12 protein-coding genes are annotated in these 16,706 nt (G+C 62.2%); 8 read left to right on the top strand and 4 right to left on the bottom strand.

Annotated elements, in window-relative coordinates; translation table 11 throughout:
- Window positions 1-13: 13 nt before the first annotated feature.
- From ACPWR9_RS10815 to ACPWR9_RS10825, 3 genes are read left to right on the top strand one after another with little or no spacing between them, the layout of a single operon-like run.
- Window positions 14-3,241 carry an efflux RND transporter permease subunit gene (locus tag ACPWR9_RS10815; protein ID WP_426296952.1) on the top strand — a complete coding sequence of 1,076 codons (3,228 nt, stop codon included), beginning with the start codon at window positions 14-16 and terminating at the stop codon, window positions 3,239-3,241.
- A 37-nt stretch (window positions 3,242-3,278) separates the two neighbouring features.
- Window positions 3,279-3,962, top strand: coding sequence for a heavy metal response regulator transcription factor (locus ACPWR9_RS10820; RefSeq protein ID WP_426296951.1), 684 nt, complete (start codon window positions 3,279-3,281; stop codon window positions 3,960-3,962).
- Window positions 3,959-5,401: a heavy metal sensor histidine kinase gene (locus tag ACPWR9_RS10825; protein ID WP_426296950.1), complete on the top strand. Its 1,443-nt coding sequence runs from the start codon at window positions 3,959-3,961 to the stop codon at window positions 5,399-5,401. The genes ACPWR9_RS10820 and ACPWR9_RS10825 overlap by 4 nt, the downstream gene beginning before the upstream one ends.
- Here the strand turns inward: ACPWR9_RS10825 and ACPWR9_RS10830 are convergent.
- The 4 genes from ACPWR9_RS10830 to ACPWR9_RS10845 all read right to left on the bottom strand — a co-directional run bounded on the left by ACPWR9_RS10830 (window position 5,398) and on the right by ACPWR9_RS10845 (window position 10,000).
- On the bottom strand, window positions 5,398-6,165 hold the full coding sequence (locus ACPWR9_RS10830) for a DeoR/GlpR family DNA-binding transcription regulator (protein ID WP_426296949.1): 768 nt from the start codon (window positions 6,163-6,165) through the stop codon (window positions 5,398-5,400). The two genes, ACPWR9_RS10825 and ACPWR9_RS10830, sit on opposite strands and share 4 nt — an antisense overlap.
- Before the next feature lie 5 nt (window positions 6,166-6,170).
- The gene (locus tag ACPWR9_RS10835) at window positions 6,171-7,868 is read right to left on the bottom strand and encodes an ABC transporter permease subunit (protein ID WP_426296948.1); all 1,698 of its coding nucleotides are present in this window, start codon (window positions 7,866-7,868) and stop codon (window positions 6,171-6,173) included.
- Window positions 7,865-8,872: an ABC transporter ATP-binding protein gene (locus tag ACPWR9_RS10840; RefSeq protein WP_426296947.1), complete on the bottom strand. Its 1,008-nt coding sequence runs from the start codon at window positions 8,870-8,872 to the stop codon at window positions 7,865-7,867. Before ACPWR9_RS10840 ends, ACPWR9_RS10835 begins: the two co-directional genes overlap by 4 nt.
- A 108-nt stretch (window positions 8,873-8,980) precedes the next feature.
- Window positions 8,981-10,000 carry an extracellular solute-binding protein gene (locus tag ACPWR9_RS10845; protein WP_426296946.1) on the bottom strand — a complete coding sequence of 340 codons (1,020 nt, stop codon included), beginning with the start codon at window positions 9,998-10,000 and terminating at the stop codon, window positions 8,981-8,983.
- 272 nt (window positions 10,001-10,272) lie between these two features.
- Here ACPWR9_RS10845 and hisN point away from each other — a divergent pair, with 272 nt between their 5' ends.
- From hisN to ACPWR9_RS10870, 5 genes are all read left to right on the top strand, one after another.
- Window positions 10,273-11,082: a histidinol-phosphatase gene (gene hisN / locus ACPWR9_RS10850; RefSeq protein ID WP_426296945.1), complete on the top strand. Its 810-nt coding sequence runs from the start codon at window positions 10,273-10,275 to the stop codon at window positions 11,080-11,082.
- 87 nt (window positions 11,083-11,169) lie between these two features.
- A complete protein-coding gene (locus ACPWR9_RS10855; RefSeq protein ID WP_426296944.1) occupies window positions 11,170-12,555 on the top strand; it encodes a glutamine synthetase family protein in 1,386 nt (461 codons plus the stop codon).
- Between the two features lie 60 nt (window positions 12,556-12,615).
- Entirely contained in the window at window positions 12,616-14,004 is a 1,389-nt protein-coding gene (locus ACPWR9_RS10860) for an aldehyde dehydrogenase family protein (RefSeq protein ID WP_426296943.1), read from the top strand.
- Between the two features lie 43 nt (window positions 14,005-14,047).
- Window positions 14,048-15,211 carry an iron-containing alcohol dehydrogenase gene (locus ACPWR9_RS10865; protein WP_426296942.1) on the top strand — a complete coding sequence of 388 codons (1,164 nt, stop codon included), beginning with the start codon at window positions 14,048-14,050 and terminating at the stop codon, window positions 15,209-15,211.
- Window positions 15,212-15,214: 3 nt separating this feature from the next.
- Window positions 15,215-16,678, top strand: coding sequence for a M81 family metallopeptidase (locus tag ACPWR9_RS10870; protein WP_426296941.1), 1,464 nt, complete (start codon window positions 15,215-15,217; stop codon window positions 16,676-16,678).
- The last annotated feature ends 28 nt before the right edge of the window (window positions 16,679-16,706 follow it).

Genomic DNA, 16,706 nt, shown 5'->3' on the forward strand with positions numbered 1-16,706 from the left:
CGGAGCCTGACGCATGTTCGAACGCATCATCCAATTCTCGATTGCGCACCGCTGGCTGGTGCTGATCGTCACGCTCGCGGTCGCTATCGCGGGTGTCTTTGCCTATCAACGGCTGCCTATCGACGCGGTGCCTGACATTACCAATGTGCAGGTGCAGATCAACACGAACGTCCCCGGATACTCGCCGCTCGAGGCCGAGCAACGTGTCACGTATCCGATCGAGACCGCCATGTCCGGCTTGCCGGGGTTGGAGCAAACCCGCTCCATGTCGCGCTACGGCCTGTCGCAAGTCACGGTCATCTTCAAAGACGGCACGGACATCTACTTCGCCCGCCAACTCGTCGGGGAGCGCATTGCGCAGGCGCGCGAGAAGCTGCCCAGCGGGATCAATCCGGAGATGGGGCCGATTTCCACTGGACTGGGTGAAATCTATCTTTGGACGGTGGAAGCCACACCCGAGGCGCGCAAGCCGGATAACACGCCTTACACGACCACGGATCTGCGCGAAGTGCAAGACTGGATCATCAAGCCGCAACTGCGCAGTGTGCCGGGCGTGACCGAGATCAATACCATTGGGGGTTTCGCCAAGGAGTACCAGATCGCGCCGGACCCAGCGCGACTGATGGCGTACGGCCTGACGTTTGCCGACGTCGTACGGGCGTTGGATCGGAACAATGCCAACGTGGGGGCCGGGTACATCGAGCGGCGCGGCGAACAATATCTGGTACGCGTGCCTGCGCAGGTGGAGAACGCCGAGGATATCGGCAACGTCGTGCTCAACAACGTCACCGGTGTTCCGGTGCGTGTGAAAGACGTCGCAGAAGTTTCCATCGGCCGGGAGCTGCGTACCGGTGCCGCAACGGAAAATGGCCGTGAGGTGGTGCTCGGCACGGTCTTCATGCTGATCGGCGAGAACAGCCGGACGGTGTCGCGTGCGGTGTCGGAAAAGATGATCGCCATCAATAAGAGCCTGCCGCCCGGTGTATCTGCCATTCCGGTGTACGACCGCACGGTGCTGGTGGAAAAGGCCATTGCGACGGTCAAGAAGAACTTGCTCGAAGGCGCGGCGTTAGTGATCGCGATTCTTTTCCTGTTCTTGGGCAACCTGCGTGCGGCGTTGATTACCGCGCTGGTCATTCCGCTATCGATGCTCATGACGTTCTCCGGCATGGCGGCGAGCCGCGTCAGTGCGAATCTGATGAGTTTGGGCGCGCTCGACTTCGGCATCATCGTCGACGGCGCGGTCGTGATTGTCGAGAACTGTGTGTTGCGGCTCGCCCATGCGCAGCGTGCGCACGGCCGGGCGCTCACGTTGCAGGAGCGCTTGCATGAAGTGTTCGCCGCGGCACGCGAAGCCCGACGCCCATTGCTATTCGGACAGGCGATCATCATGGTGGTCTATCTGCCGATCTTTGCGCTCACTGGTGTGGAAGGAAAGATGTTCCATCCGATGGCGATGACCGTAGTCATGGCGCTGGGTGCTGCGATGGTGCTGTCCGTGACGTTTATTCCCGCGGCCGTGGCGGCTTTCATCGGCAACCGCGTCGACGAGAAGGAAAACCGGATCATGGGGGCGGCACGCCGCCTGTACGAGCCAGCGCTCGACTGGGCGTTCGGCAACGCGCGTGTCGTGCTTGCCGGTGCGGTGATCGCAGTCTTGGCGACGTTTGCATTGGCGTCGCGTCTGGGCAGCGAGTTCATGCCCAACCTCAACGAGGGCGACCTGTCGATTCAGGCGCTACGCATTCCCGGCACCAGCCTCACGCAGTCGGTGCAGATGCAGCAGCAATTGGAGAAGGCGCTGGTCTCGCAACTGCCGGAAGTGGAGCGCGTGTTCGCGCGCACAGGGACTGCCGAAGTTGCCTCGGACCCCATGCCGCCGAATATCTCCGACGGCTACATCATGCTTAAGCCGAAAAGCGCGTGGCCCGACCCTAACAAGTCGCGCGAACAGCTGATCGAGGAAGTCACGCGGATCGCCCAATCGATTCCGGGCAGCAGCTACGAGTTCTCGCAGCCGATTCAGCTTCGTTTCAACGAGTTGATCTCCGGCGTGCGCAGCGACGTCGCGGTGAAGATTTTCGGCGACGACATGAACGTGCTCAACGAAGTCGCGAACCGCATGAGTACCCGTTTGCAGGCGATTCCGGGCGCGACCGAAGTCAAGGTCGAGCAAACGTCCGGCTTGCCGATGCTGACGATCAATATCGACCGCGCAAAGATTGCCCGTTACGGCATCAACGTCGCCGACGTGCAGGATACGGTGGCTGCCGCCCTCGGCGGGCAAACGGCAGGCACGCTGTTTCAAGGTGATCGGCGCTTTAGCATCGTCGTGCGGCTGTCCGACGCGGTGCGCGAGAACATCGACGCTATCCGGCGGCTGCCTATCGCGCTGCCTGCTGCAACTTCGGGCGCAACCTCCAGCACCACCGGGGCGACGGGAGAGGCGTCGATGCTGCGCGCGGCGTTTATCCCGTTGTCTGAAGTGGCGACGTTGGACCTGAGTCCGGGGCCGAACCAGATCAGCCGCGAGAACGGCAAACGCCGAATCGTGGTGAGCGCCAATGTGCGGGGCCGCGATCTGGGATCGTTTGTCGAAGCGGCGCGCGGCGAGATCGATAAGGTGACGCTGCCTGCCGGTTACTGGACGGCGTGGGGCGGTCAATTCGAGCAGCTCCAGTCGGCGTCCGACCGTCTGAAGATCGTCGTGCCCGTAGCGTTGTTGCTGGTGTTTGCGCTGTTGTTCGCGATGTTCAACAACGTGCGCGATGGCTTGATTGTGTTCACCGGCATTCCGTTCGCACTGAGCGGCGGGCTGGTCGCGTTGTGGTTGCGGGGCATTCCGCTCTCGATCACTGCGGCCGTGGGCTTCATTGCGCTCTCAGGCGTGGCGGTGCTCAACGGGTTGGTGCTGATATCCTTCATTCGCAATCTGCGAGACGGCGGCAGCCCGCTGGACGTGGCCGTGCGCGATGGTGCGCTGACCCGTCTGCGGCCCGTGTTGATGACGGCACTTGTCGCGTCGCTCGGTTTCGTCCCGATGGCCATTGCCACGGGCACGGGCGCGGAGGTACAGCGGCCTTTGGCCACCGTCGTCATCGGCGGCATTCTGTCTTCTACAATGCTGACGTTGCTGGTGCTGCCGGTGCTTTACCGCGCCGTATGCCGACGCGAATCGCAAGGCGGCGGGGCCAATGGGTGGGGCGCCTGGATCGGAAGAAAATTCCGGCGGCAGGTGTAGTCGAACAACGTTGTATCGAGATCAGGAAAGGATCGGCATGCGCATACTTGTCGTCGAGGACGAGCATAAGACAGGGCAGTACCTGAAGAAGGGGCTGACGGAAGCAGGCTATGTCGTGGACCTCGCGGTCGATGGTGTGGACGGCCTTCACATGGCCACGACGCTCACGTACGACCTCGTTGTCCTCGACGTCATGCTGCCGGGCAAAGACGGCTGGCAGGTGCTCTCCGAACTGCGGGCGCAGCGCCATACCCCGGTCCTGTTCCTGACGGCGCGTGACGATCTCGACGACCGCATCAAGGGCTTGGATCTCGGCGCGGACGACTACATGACGAAGCCGTTCGCGTTTGCCGAGTTGCTGGCCCGCGTGCGGACCATCCTGCGACGCGGCCGTACCCGGGAGCCGGATGTGTTGCAGATCGGCGATCTCGAACTGAATCTGCTCGGTCACAAAGCGATTCGCCAAGGCGTCAGCATCGCGCTCACCGCCAAGGAGTTTCTGCTCTTGGCGCTGCTGATGCGCCGTCAGGGCGAGATTCTGCCCAGAAGCCTGATTGCCTCTCAGGTCTGGGATGTCAACTTCGATAGCGACACCAATATCGTCGACGTGACGATGCGCCGGTTGCGCGTCAAGATCGACGACCCGTTCGCCACCAAGTTGATTCATACCGTGCGAGGGATGGGCTACGTGCTGGAACTTCGTGAGCCGCGCGAGTCATGACGACGACCGCAGAACCCGCGCAGCGCGCGCGATCCATGCGCGCCAGGCTGACGCTATTCATCGCCGGGTGCATGTTCTCAGTGCTCGCGCTCATGGGGTTGTATCTGTACTTTGCGCTGGCCGAACAACTGCGTGCGCGCGCTTATCAAGATTTGCTCGGCACCGTCAGTTCGTTGCGTTCCGAATTGCGCGGCATTTCGGACAAGTCGGAGATCGGGGCGAACCCGCGCCGGTGGTACGACGCGACGCACGGGCATCAGAACCTCGATTTCGCCGTACTCGATGCCAGCGGGAAGACGTTGATTGCGAGCCGGGGCTATCGGCCACCGGCAACGACGCTGACGTACGTCGATAGCAAGAACATTCCCCATGAGCGTCATGTGCAGAAGATCGCCAACCCGGAACTCGGTGTTCGTCTGCGCTATGTGGCGGCCGACGATGTGATCGGGCAGGGCGGCGAACACGTGATGATCGTGGTGCAGCTCGATCCGAGAGATCAGGTCAACGTATTGGCGAGCTTCGCACTCACGGCCTTACTGGCATTGATCGTGGGCACGGTGCTGGTGGCGGGCATGGCTTACTGGCTGGTCACGCTTGGGCTTAAGCCACTGCGCACGCTGACGCAAGCCGCCGAGCAGGTGTCGAGCGAGCGTCTCGGTCAGCCCCTGACCGATGACGACACGCCTGCGGAACTGCGCGACTTGTCGCATGCATTCAATCGCATGCTTGGGCGGCTGAACGAGTCGTTCACGCGCCTGTCGCAGTTTTCTTCCGATCTGGCGCATGACCTGCGCACCCCGCTGTCGAACTTGATGGGCGAGTCGCAGGTGGCGCTCTCACGCGAGCGCACCCCCGCAGAGTACAAGGCGATTCTCGCGTCGAATATCGAAGAGTGCGAGCGGCTGTCGCACATGATTACTTCGATGCTATTCCTCGCGCGCGCCGATGCAGCGCACACGAAGCTGCAACGGGAACCGACGGCACTGCACGAACTGGCGGCGTCGATTGCGGAAGACTTCGCGCCAATGGCGGAGGAGGGAGGGCTGACGGTGGCGGTGAGCGGCAACGTCGTATGTGCCGTCGACCGGGGGCTGGTGCGTCGCGCGTTAGCGAATCTGCTGACCAACGCAATTCGACATTCGCGCCCGGGCACGACGTTGTCGATACGATGCTCGCCGACTCCGGACGGTGCGGAGATCGCCGTCCATAACGTGGGCGACGTGATTCCCGAAGTGCATTTGCCGAGAATCTTCGACCGGTTGTATCGCGTGGATCCGTCGCGTCATAACGCCGGGACGGGGCGGACGACAGGCACCGGGCTAGGGCTGGCTATCGTGAAGTCGATCATGGACCTGCATGGTGGCTCGGTCACCGCCAATAGCGATGCGATCCTAGGCACCGAATTTCGGTTGCACTTTCCGACGAAAGCCCTGGCTTAAGCCAGCGTCACGTTTGCCACGCGCGCCTGAAGGGCCTGTAGGGCGGGCTCGTCCGCTGCCTGACGGTTCGTAATCAGTTGGTCGATCTTGGCACTCGGGCAATAGCTGACGCGGCTGCAAATCCCGATCTTGCTGAAGTCCGCGAGGATAAACGTTTGTGCCGCGTTGTTGACCATCGCGCGGGCGACCTCGGCTTCCTGCCGGTCGAAGCTCGACGCGCCGTAGTTCGCATCTACGCCCACGGGCGAGAGCAACGCAATGTCAGCCCGGTAGCGATGCAGTTCTGCGATCGTCGTGTCGCCGAAGGTGGCGGGCAAACTCGCTCCCAACGCTCCGCCAAGCAGGTACACCTGATTACCTCGACCCTCATCGCTCGCGCGCTGAATGTTGAGCGCCACATCGAACGAATTCGTGATGATGGTCAGCCCCGAGAGCGCAGCCAGTTCCTCGGCAAGGATGGCCGTGGTGCTGCCAGCATCGAGAAAAAGCGTCTGCCCGCTGGTGACCAGCGAGACGACGCTTTTTGCAATGGCACGTTTGTGTTTGATTCGGGTGTTGGCCCGCTCGGCGATCGGTGCCTCATCTTGAATGAGTACCGCGCCGCCATGCACGCGCTTGAGCTCGCCCAACGCTTCGAGTTCGAGCAGATCGCGCCGCACGGTCTCTCGGGACACGTCCAGATCCGCCACGATACGGTCGGTCGAGACGCGCGTGTAAGCCGAGAGGAGCGCGCGAATGCGTGAAAAACGTTCTTCCTGCCACATGATGTCTATCCCTTCACACCCAGCCTCGGGCTCAGCTTTCCGAGCGCGACGCGCATGATCAGTAATGCGCTGGCTACCACGGCGATGATAATCGTCGAGAAGGCGGCAGCCTGCGACACGAAGCCGGATTCGTCAAGTCTCATGACCGACACCGATGCCACGTTCAACGTCGGCGTGACAAGGAAAATCACGGCCGAGAGCGTGACCATCGAGCGCATGAACAGAAAGAAAAAGACCGACAGTACCGTGGGCACCATGAACGGCAGCACCGCGTCGCGTAGCACCTGACCGATATGGCCGCCGAGACAACTCGTCACTTCTTCCAACGCCGGCGGCACGGCACGCATGCCGGTCACCATCGTGAGGAACCCCTGCGTGTGATAGTGATAGAAATTACACAGGGCGATGAGCACGGCGCTGCCATAAAACCAGTACAACGGCGTGCCCGGCACGTTGAACGCGAAAATGTACGACAGACCGATGACGAGACCCGGCACGCCCACAGGCAACACGGCGAGCAGATAAACGGCCTTCGACAACCCGCCCGGCAGCCGCTTGGTACCGAAGGCGAGCGAGAACAACAAGATCACGCCGATGAACGCCGACACGACCGACAGTTGCAGCGAAGTCCACAACGGGGTGTAGCCGTCGGCGAGCGTGATGTTGTAGTTCGCCAGCGTAAGCGTCATCCGGTACGGCCAGAGTTTGACGAAGCTGGCGAAGATCACCGTGCCGACCAGCCCCACGATCAGCAACGCCGTCAACCATGCGAACGCCCCGAACGCGCCGTCACGTAGTTTCGACGGCATGGGCTTGACGGGAATCAACCCCTCCGACGCGCTGCCGAACTGACGTTGCGACGCCACGCGTTCGATGTAGATCGACACCAGCGAGGGCAGCAGCAAGAGGATGCCGACGACCGAGCCCATACCGAAATCCATCTGTCCCGAGACTTGGCTGTAGATCTCTGTGGCGAGCACACGGTAATCGCCGCCGATGACTGCCGCGTTACCGAAGTCTGTCAGCGTCACGATGAAGACGACGAATGCCGCGCTGAGCACGCCGAATTTGCAGTTGGGCAACGTGATGTCAAAGAACTGTCGCCATCCTGAAGCGCCCATGACCTCGGCGGCATCGTAATAGCGGGCGTCGGCATTTCTCAACGACGCCTGCAAGATCATCACGGCTTGCGGCAGTGCGTAGAAGACGTCTGAGATCAGCAGCCCCCAGAAGCCGTAAATATTGATATCCCAGCCCGTCCACTTATGCACCAAGCCATTGCGCCCGAGCACGAACAGCAATCCGAGGCCCTGCACGAGCGACGGCGCCAGCAGCGGCAAGGTGAGTGCGCCACGAATCGCCCGGGTACCGCGCATGCGCGTGCGCTCCAGTGCGAACGCCACAAGAAAGCCACCGACCACGCAGACCGCTGTGGTCGCCACACTGACGGCGAGACTGTTGAGCGTGGCCGTGACAATGCCGGGGGTGCTGGAGAGCGCGGCGTAATTGCCGAACCCGAACGAGCCATCTTTGAGAATCAGGCTGTGCCATGCAATGGTTAGCAGCGGGTAGACGAAGAACAGCACGAGGCCGATGAGCGGCACCAAGATCGACACAGTGACGAGCAGTTGCTCGGCACTGCGGCGGCTAGGGCGCATCAGTTCGGGCGTGGGGCGGGGCAGACTCGCGGGCGTGGCGCTCATACGCTCACCCATGCACAGGCGTCGTGATCGGCCTCGATGCGCACGGCGTCGCCCGGACGCGCTCCCACGTAGCGATGGCATTCTGCGATCAGATGACGGCCGCGCCAATCGATGCGCAGGCGGCTCAGATTGCCGAGATAGGTGATATCGCGCACCCGTGCGTCGGCGGCGGCATCGGGGCGGATGACCAGGTGTTCAGGCCGGATGCAGGCTTCGAAGCGGGCGTCCTCACCGTTGGGACGGTTTTGCATGAGATGCGGCAAGGCTTCGCGCACCCAATCGGTCGGCAGCAAGTTGCTGATGCCGACAAAATCGGCGACGAAGCGCGTCGCCGGACGGGAGTAGAGCTCTTGTGGCGTACCGATCTGTTCAATGCGCCCATTGTTCATGCACACCACTTTGTCGGCCAATGTGAGCGCCTCTTCCTGATCGTGCGTGACCATGATGGTGGGAATGCCCAGACGGCGCTGAACCTCGTGAATCTCGGTGCGCATTTCCGTGCGCACGCGTGCGTCGAGGGCGGAGAGGGGCTCATCGAGCAGGATGAGCGCCGGATCGACGGCCAGCGCTCGGGCGAGCGCCACGCGCTGTTGTTGGCCGCCGGAGAGTTGCCACGGATAGCGGCTGGCCAGTTGCGGCAGCTTGATGAGCGTGAGTAGTTGTTCGACGCGTTTGTCGATGCGCTCGCGCTTTTCGCCGCGAATGCGCAAGCCGTAACCGATGTTTTCGGCCACCGTCATGTTGGGAAACAGCGAATACGACTGAAAGACGATGCCGAAGCCGCGCTTCTTCGCAGGCACCGCTCCGAGATCGCGCCCGCCTAGCGTGAGACGGCCGCTATCGAACGGCAGCAGCCCCGCAATGATGCGAAGCAGCGTGGTCTTGCCGCAGCCGCTCGGGCCGAGGAGACAGACGAATTCATGCTCGTCGACCGAGAGATTGATGCGCTCGAGCGCGACAAAGTCGTCAAAGCGTTTGCAGATGTCAGTGATTTCAAGCGACATGTCGGCGTCTCCTGGTCCACGGCAGTTCCACGGCTAATGGGCTTGGGGGCTTCCGGCGTAACGTTGATGCGTTAGCAGGAAGCCGCCCGGTCGGCGGTGTCGCGGCGCTTACCGCTTCATCGACGCCTGCCACGTCTTGATGGTGCTGTCGCGGTCTTGTGCCGCTTGCGGGAAGTTGACCGGATACAACACCTTGGTCACGTCCTTGGGCAAACCCGCGGCGACCGAGGCTTCGGACGGCGTGACGCCCGGTACCGTCACGATCTCCTTGTACTTCTTGTAAAGCGGCGTGACGCCGCTGGAAATCGTCCAGTCGAGAAAGCGCTTGGCGTCGGCCTTGTTCTTCGCCGTCTTCATGAGACCCGACGCTTCCAGCTCATAACCATCCCAATCGGTCGGGATGACCATCTTGACCGGATAGCCCGCTTCGATCGATTGCATCGCCGGGAACGCGAACGATGCCCCAATGGCGTACTCGCCGGTGCGCGCCATCTTGCAAGGCTTCGATCCCGAGTCCGTGTATTGCGCGATGTTGGTGTTCAGTTGCTTGAGGAATGCCCAGCCCTTGTCCTTGCCTTGTGCTTGCAAGATGGCCGCGATCTGGAGGTAACCGGTACCCGACGCCGCCGGGTTCGGCATGACGATCTCGCCCTTGTAGATGGGTTTGGCGAGGTCGGTCCACGACGTCGGCATCGGCAGGTTCTTGGCCTTGAGTCGCTCGGTGTTCACGCAGAACGCGGCCATGTAGCCGGTCGCGGCAAACCACTTTCCGCCGGCGTCCCGATACTGCGCCGGCAGCGTGTCGACGCCTTTGGGCGAGTAGGGCTCGAGCAGCCCTTCGATGCGCTTGTCGAGCATGTTGCTGACCGCAAATCCCCAGATCACGTCGTTACGCGGATTGGTCGATTCGGCGAGCAGCCGGGCACCGAGGTCGCCCGTCGACAGACGCAGTACGTGCACCGTGACATCCGGCATGGCCTGTTTCGCCGCGGCCAGGTATGTCGCGATCTCGTCGTCTTCGAGCGCGGTATAGACGGTGATCTCCCCGGCGTGTACCTGGGCACTGGCCAGTACACCGAGCGTCAGGGCAAAGGAGGCAGAAACGGCAAGTTGCTTGATACGTCGCATGGCGAACTCCGGTTGATGTTTTCGCAATCGTCGGGGCGGCGCAGGGTGCAAGATTGCCGTGTTCGCCGGGGGCCCGTGTCCCATTAGTCGACAACTTATTTTTGTTATTTTGTGCATATTTGCAAATTTGTGTATCTGTGTCTAGACTAAAAAAAACATTTTTCGCGTGTCATCAAAGCGACTCGAAACGACGCTAATGACACGCGCATCAACCGGTTCTGCCACACTGTCGACGCGTCTTTGCACGCGTCGAATCACATGGGAGTTTGCGAATGCCGAATACCCCGGGCGTCGTCTTCGAACCCTCTTTGCAAGCCCTGTCCGACTTTGCGGAGTTGTTGGCCGACGAAGTGCGGCCGTTGTCGCTGGGCTGGTTTCGGCGCCGTCTCGATATCGATGTGAAGGCCGATGAAAGCCCGGTCACGATTGCCGATCGAAATGTGGAGCAGGCCTTGCGCCGGCGCATTGCCGAGCAGTTTCCCGAGCACGGCATTCTGGGCGAGGAGTTCGGCGCAGCGCATGCCGACGCGGAATTCGTCTGGTCGATCGATCCCATCGATGGCACGCGCAGCTTTATTTCCGGCTTCCCACTTTGGGGAACGCTACTGGCCGTCACCCACCGAGGCACCCCCGTGGTCGGCGTCATCGACATGCCAGTGCAGGCCGAACGCTGGGTCGGTCGGCATCGACAAGGCGCGTGGCTCAACGGCAGCGCCTGTAAGACCAGCAACGTCACACGGCTGGCCGACGCCACTGTCTACGCCACCTCTCCCGATATTTTTCAAGGCGCTGAAGCCGATGCTTTCGCGCGGCTTTCGCACGCCGTAAAGACGCGGCGTTTTGGCGGCGATTGCTACTGCTATGCGTTGCTCGCGAGCGGGCATATCGATCTGGTCATGGAAGCGAGTCTGCAACCGTACGACTACTTGGCACTGGCGCCGGTCATCGAAGCCGCGGGTGGCGTGATTACCGATTGGGATGGACGTGCACTCACCCTCGAATCGCGCGGACGAGTGATCGCTGCGGCCAACGCGGAGTTGCATCGCGCCGCGCTGGAAGTGATCGGACACGTGGCGCCGTAGTGCTTCGCGCCAACGGCGAAACAGTTTTTGCAAGCGGGTGCGCGCCGGCGGCGCACGGGTTCATAACAACGTCTAGTGAGTAGAACGATGCAAGAACGCGCGGTGAAAACGGTGGCAGATGCGATAGCGCTGGTCGAGGCAAGTGCGCTCACGCATATCAAAGTGGGGTTGTCCGATATCGACGGCGTCATGCGCGGGAAATACCTGCGCCGCGACAAATTCCTGTCGGCACTCAAATCGGGCTTTGCCTTTTGCAACGTCGTACTGGGCTGGGATCTCGACGATCATCTGTACGACAACGTTCAATACACGGGCTGGCACACGGCGTATCCCGACGCACAAGTGCGCATCATTCCAGAGAGCTGTCGCCGCTTGCCGCTGGAACTGGGCCCCGAAGGCGAGCCGATGCTCGTCTTCCTCGCCGAATTCGATGGCCCCGCTGCCGAAGTCTGCCCACGCAGGTTGTTCCACCGGGTGCTCGCCCGGGCCGACAAGCTCGGTTTCGACGCCTACGCGGCGCTCGAATATGAGTTCTTCATGTTCTCCGAGACGCCGCAGTCAGTACGCGAGAAGGGCTACCGCAATCTCCAGAACTGGACGCCCGGCAACTTCGGCTATTCGGTACTTCGCAGCACCGTCGCCTCTGAGTTCTATCGCCAGTTGAACGAGATGTGCGAAGCCATGGACATGCCCATCGAAGGGCTGCACACGGAAACCGGGCCCGGCGTGCTAGAGGCAGCACTGGCGGTGGACCTCGCTGCCAACGCGGCTGACAAGGGCTTTCTCTTCAAGACCTTTACCAAGGCGCTGGCCCAGCGCAATGGTCTGATGGCGACGTTCATGGCGAAGTGGTCTCACGACCACCCGGGGCAAAGCGGTCACATTCATTTGTCGCTGCGTGACAAGGCTACCCAGCGCTCGGCGTTCTACGACGAGAGCCAGCCGTTCGGCATGAGCAAGACGCAGGCGAGCTTTATGGCGGGCGTGCAGCGTTATCTCCCCGAATTCATGGCGATGTACGCGCAGACGGTCAATAGTTACTCGCGGCTGGTGCCGGGCTACTGGGCACCGTTGGATGCCACCTGGGGCATGGAGAATCGCACGACAGCACTGCGGCTCATTCCCGGCAGCGAAAAGTCGCAGCGCGTCGAGGTGCGCATCGGATCGGCCGACGCCAATCCGTATATTGCACTGGCTGCCGCGCTTGGCTCAGGGTTGTACGGCATCGAAACGGGGCTGGAACCCGAGCCGATGGTGCAGGGCAACGCATACGCACAGCAATTCTCGCCGCATCTCAAGTTGCCGAACACGCTGTGGGACGCCGCGCAACGCCTGCGCAGCTCGACGGCCGCCACCACGCTTTTCGGTGCGCCGTTTGTCGAACACTTCGCTGCGACCCGTGAGTGGGAAGAGCGCGAATTCCGCCGCCACGTCACCGACTGGGAACTGTCACGGTACTTCGAAATCATCTGAGCTGCGACGGCCCAACAATTCCCGATTTTCCGAACTCCTCGATCTATTTCTCAGGCGCTCATGAAACAGGAACTCATTACCATCAGCCCGATTGACGGCCGCGAGGTCGTGCGTCGTCCCTACGTCGACGAAGCAACGCTCGCCGCCATGCTCGCCCGAGCACAGGCGGCGCAGCCCGCGTGGCGCGCACTCGCATTGAGCGAACGCAAGGCGCTCGTCAGTGCCGCGGTCGAGCGCTTTGTCGCCATGCGCGACGAGGTCGCCCAAGCCATCACGCTGCAAATGGGCAGGCCACTGCGTTACACACCTGGCGAAGTCGACGGCTTCGCAGCACGGGCGCGGCACATGATCGACATCGCGGAATCGGCACTAGCACCCGTAGCGGTCGCGCCACAAGCCGGTTTCACTCGCTATATCAAGCGCGAACCGATAGGTGTCGTACTCACCATCGCACCGTGGAACTACCCGCTACTGACTGCGGTGAACAGCATCGTGCCCGCGTTGGTCGCGGGCAACGCCGTCATCCTCAAGCACTCGGAGCAAACGCCGTTGTGCGCCGAGATGATGCATCGCGCGTTTGTCGAAGCGGGACTTCCCGCCGATGTGTTCCAGTTCGTTCACGCCAATCACGAGATGACGCAGCGTCTCATCGCCGCGCCGGAGATCGGTTATGTGTCCTTCACCGGATCGGTGAACGGCGGACGCATGGTGGAGCGCACGGCAGCAGGGCGTTTCATCGGTGTCGGGCTGGAGCTGGGCGGGAACGACCCTGCGTACGTGCGGGCCGACGCGAAGCTCGATCACGCTGTCGAGACGCTCGTCGACGGCGCGTTCTTCAACTCGGGACAGTCTTGTTGTGGCATTCAACGTATTTACGTGGCCGACGCGGTCTACGACGCGTTTGTCGAGCAGGCCGTCGCACTCACGCAGCAATATGTGCTCGGCGACCCGATGCAGCCGGAGACGACCCTTGGCCCGTTGGTACGCGTGTCGGCAGCGGAAGGCGTGCGCGGGATCCTCGCCGACGCGCTCGAGCGCGGAGCGCGCAATCTGATCGATGCAGCACGTTTCACCGCCGATCGTGACGGCACCGCGTACATGGCCCCGGCGTTGATGGTCGACGTCGATCACCGCATGACGCTCATGAACGACGAGTGCTTCGGTCCGGCGGTGGGCATTATGCGTGTGAAGGGCGACGACGAGGCGATCCGGTGGATGAACGACAGCCCTTACGGACTCACGGCCGCCGTATTCACACGCGACGAAGACGCTGCCGTGCGCATTGGCGAGCGCGTCGCCACCGGCACCTTCTTCATGAACCGATGCGATTACCTCGATCCCGCATTGGCGTGGACGGGCGTGAAGAACACCGGGCGTGGTGCGTCGTTGTCGGTCATCGGCTATGAACACCTGACGCAGCCCAAGTCGTTCCATCTGCGCGCCCTCTAACGTTCCAACACCTAAACACTGAACGATTGCCAAGGAAGAAACGATGAAGCCTGCTGCCGTGAATTGGAACTACCCGACCGCCGTCAAAGTGGGGGTTGGGCGGGTGCGAGAGCTGCCCGATTGGTGCAAGCGTCTGGGCATGACGCGCCCGTTGCTCGTCACCGACCCAGGGCTGGCCGCTATACCGATGCTCACACAGGCCCGTGCGGCATGCGAGTCTGCCGGTCTGCCGTGCGGGCTGTTTCACGATATCAAGGGCAACCCGACCGGCACCAACGTCGACGACGGCGTGCGTGCGTTCCGTGATGGCCAGCACGACGGCGTGATCGCATTCGGCGGCGGCTCGGCGCTCGACGCAGCCAAAGCGATTGCGCTGATGGCAGGACAAACCCGCCCGCTGTGGGATTTCGAGGACGTCGGCGACAACTACTTGCGTGTGGATGTGGCGGGCATGGCACCGGTGGTTGCCGTGCCGACGACGGCAGGCACGGGCTCGGAAGTGGGGCGGGCGTCGGTCATCACCGACGAAGCGGCGCATGTGAAGCGCATCATTTTTCACGCGCGCATGTTGCCGAGCGTCGTTATCCTCGATGCCGAACTGACCGCGGGCCTGCCTGCGAAGTTGACCGCGGCGACTGGCATGGATGCGCTGTCGCACAATTTGGAAGCCTATAGCTCCCCGTTCTACCACCCGATGGCGTCGGGCATCGCATTGGAAGGAATGCGCCTGATCAAGGACTATTTGCCACGTGCCGTGCGAGACGGGGCGGATCTCGAGGCACGTCAGCAAATGCTCGTTGCGTCGAGCATGGGTGCGACGGCATTCCAACGCGGGTTGGGCGCGATGCACGCGTTGGCACATCCGCTGGGGGCTTTGTACGATGCGCATCACGGCATGCTCAATGCGATTCTCATGCCCTATGTGCTGCGCGCCAACGAGTCGGCGATCAGTGATCGGATCGCTGCACTGGCGCGCTATCTCGATCTTCCGTCTGCGAGCTTCGAAGGGTTCCTTGATTGGGTGCTGGCGTTGCGCGACTCGATTGGCATTCCCCACACGCTCGCCGAGATCGGTATCGATGCGCACGAAGCACAGCGCATTGGCGACATGGCGGTGGCCGATGGGTCGGCAGGCACGAATCCCATTGCGTTCGACTCGCCGGCTTACGCGCGACTATTCACCGCGGCCGTGCGCGGCGACTTGTAAGGGATGACGATGGCGCGTATCGGCATTGGCGGTTTTCTGCACGAGACCAACACGTTTTCAACGCAGCGCACGCGCTTGGCAGACTTCATCGCCGCCGACGCGTGGCCGGGATTGCTGTCGGGCGACGAGATGTTCGAGGCGTGTGCGGGGGTGAATCTGGCGTTGTCGGGCTTCATCGACGCTAGTGCCGCCCACACGCGGGTGCCGCTCGTTTGGTGTTCGGCGAATCCGAACGGTCCGGTGACGGAGGATGCTTTCGAAGCCGTGGCGCTCATGCTATCGCTGGCGATTCGCGATGCGGGGCCGCTGGACGCGCTCTTTCTGGACCTGCACGGTGCGATGGTCTGCGAGCATCTCGTCGATGGCGAAGGCGAACTGTTGCGGCGACTGCGGGCACAACTCGGACCCGACGTGCCTATCGTGGCCGCGCTCGATTTTCACGCGAACATCAGCGACGCCATGGTGCGGCACGCCGACGCGTTGGTGCCGTACCGGACTTATCCGCACGTCGATATGGCGGATACCGGTCGACGGGCGGCGGACGTTCTGGATCGCGTGCTCGCCGGAGAACGGCCTGCAAAGGTCTGGCGACGCCTGCCGTTTCTCATCCCGATGCAATGGCAAAGCACGCTGACGGAGCCTGCGGCGTCGTTGATGGCGCGAACGATTGAGGCGGGTGGTACCCCGGGCGTATGGTTTGCTGCTTTCGCGCCGGGTTTTCCGTTAGCCGACGTTCCCGATTCGGCACCGAGCGTGCTGGTTTATGCGCAGACCGCCGAGACTGCGGAGCGCTTAGCCGACGACCTCGCCGCGGCTGTCGCGCAGTCCGCCGACGCGTTTAACGGCACCCTTTATTCATCTGCCGAGGCGGTGGAGATTGCCTGCCGTCATACGGGGCCGGGTGTCGTGATTCTGGCCGACACGCAAGATAATCCTGGTGGTGGGGCCAATGGAGACACCACCGATCTGCTTCACACGTTGGTCTCGGCTAATGCCCAGGCGGTACTGGCGGGCGTCGTTTGCGATCCGGTATTTGCCGCCGCTGCGCACGTGGCCGGTGTTGGCGGGAGGCTGCGTTCCGGGCTAGGCGGTGCAAGCGGTATCGGTGCTGGCCCGCTAGTCGCCGAGTTCGATGTGATCGCGTTAGGCGACGGGCAATTCACCGGCACGGGGCCGTTTTATCAGGGCTGTCGAATGGACTTGGGGCCGATGGCGCGGGTACGCGTGCGAGGTGTGGACATTGTCGTGTCGAGCCGCAAGCAGCAGGCCGCCGATCAGGCGATGTTCCGGCACGTGGGCGCCAACCCGTCCGATTACCGGGTACTCGCGCTGAAAAGTTCGGTGCACTTTCGTGCCGACTTCGCGTCGCTCGCGGATCAAATCCTGATGGTCGCGGCACCCGGCGTCAACGTGGCCGACCTGCGGCAACTCGACTATCGGCATCTTCGCGTCGAGATGCGCAAGTAGCGCGACGAAGCACCAGCGGCGCGCGTTA

It is taken from the genome of Pandoraea pneumonica (assembly GCF_049918595.1).
GTDB lineage: Bacteria > Pseudomonadota > Gammaproteobacteria > Burkholderiales > Burkholderiaceae > Pandoraea > Pandoraea pneumonica_A.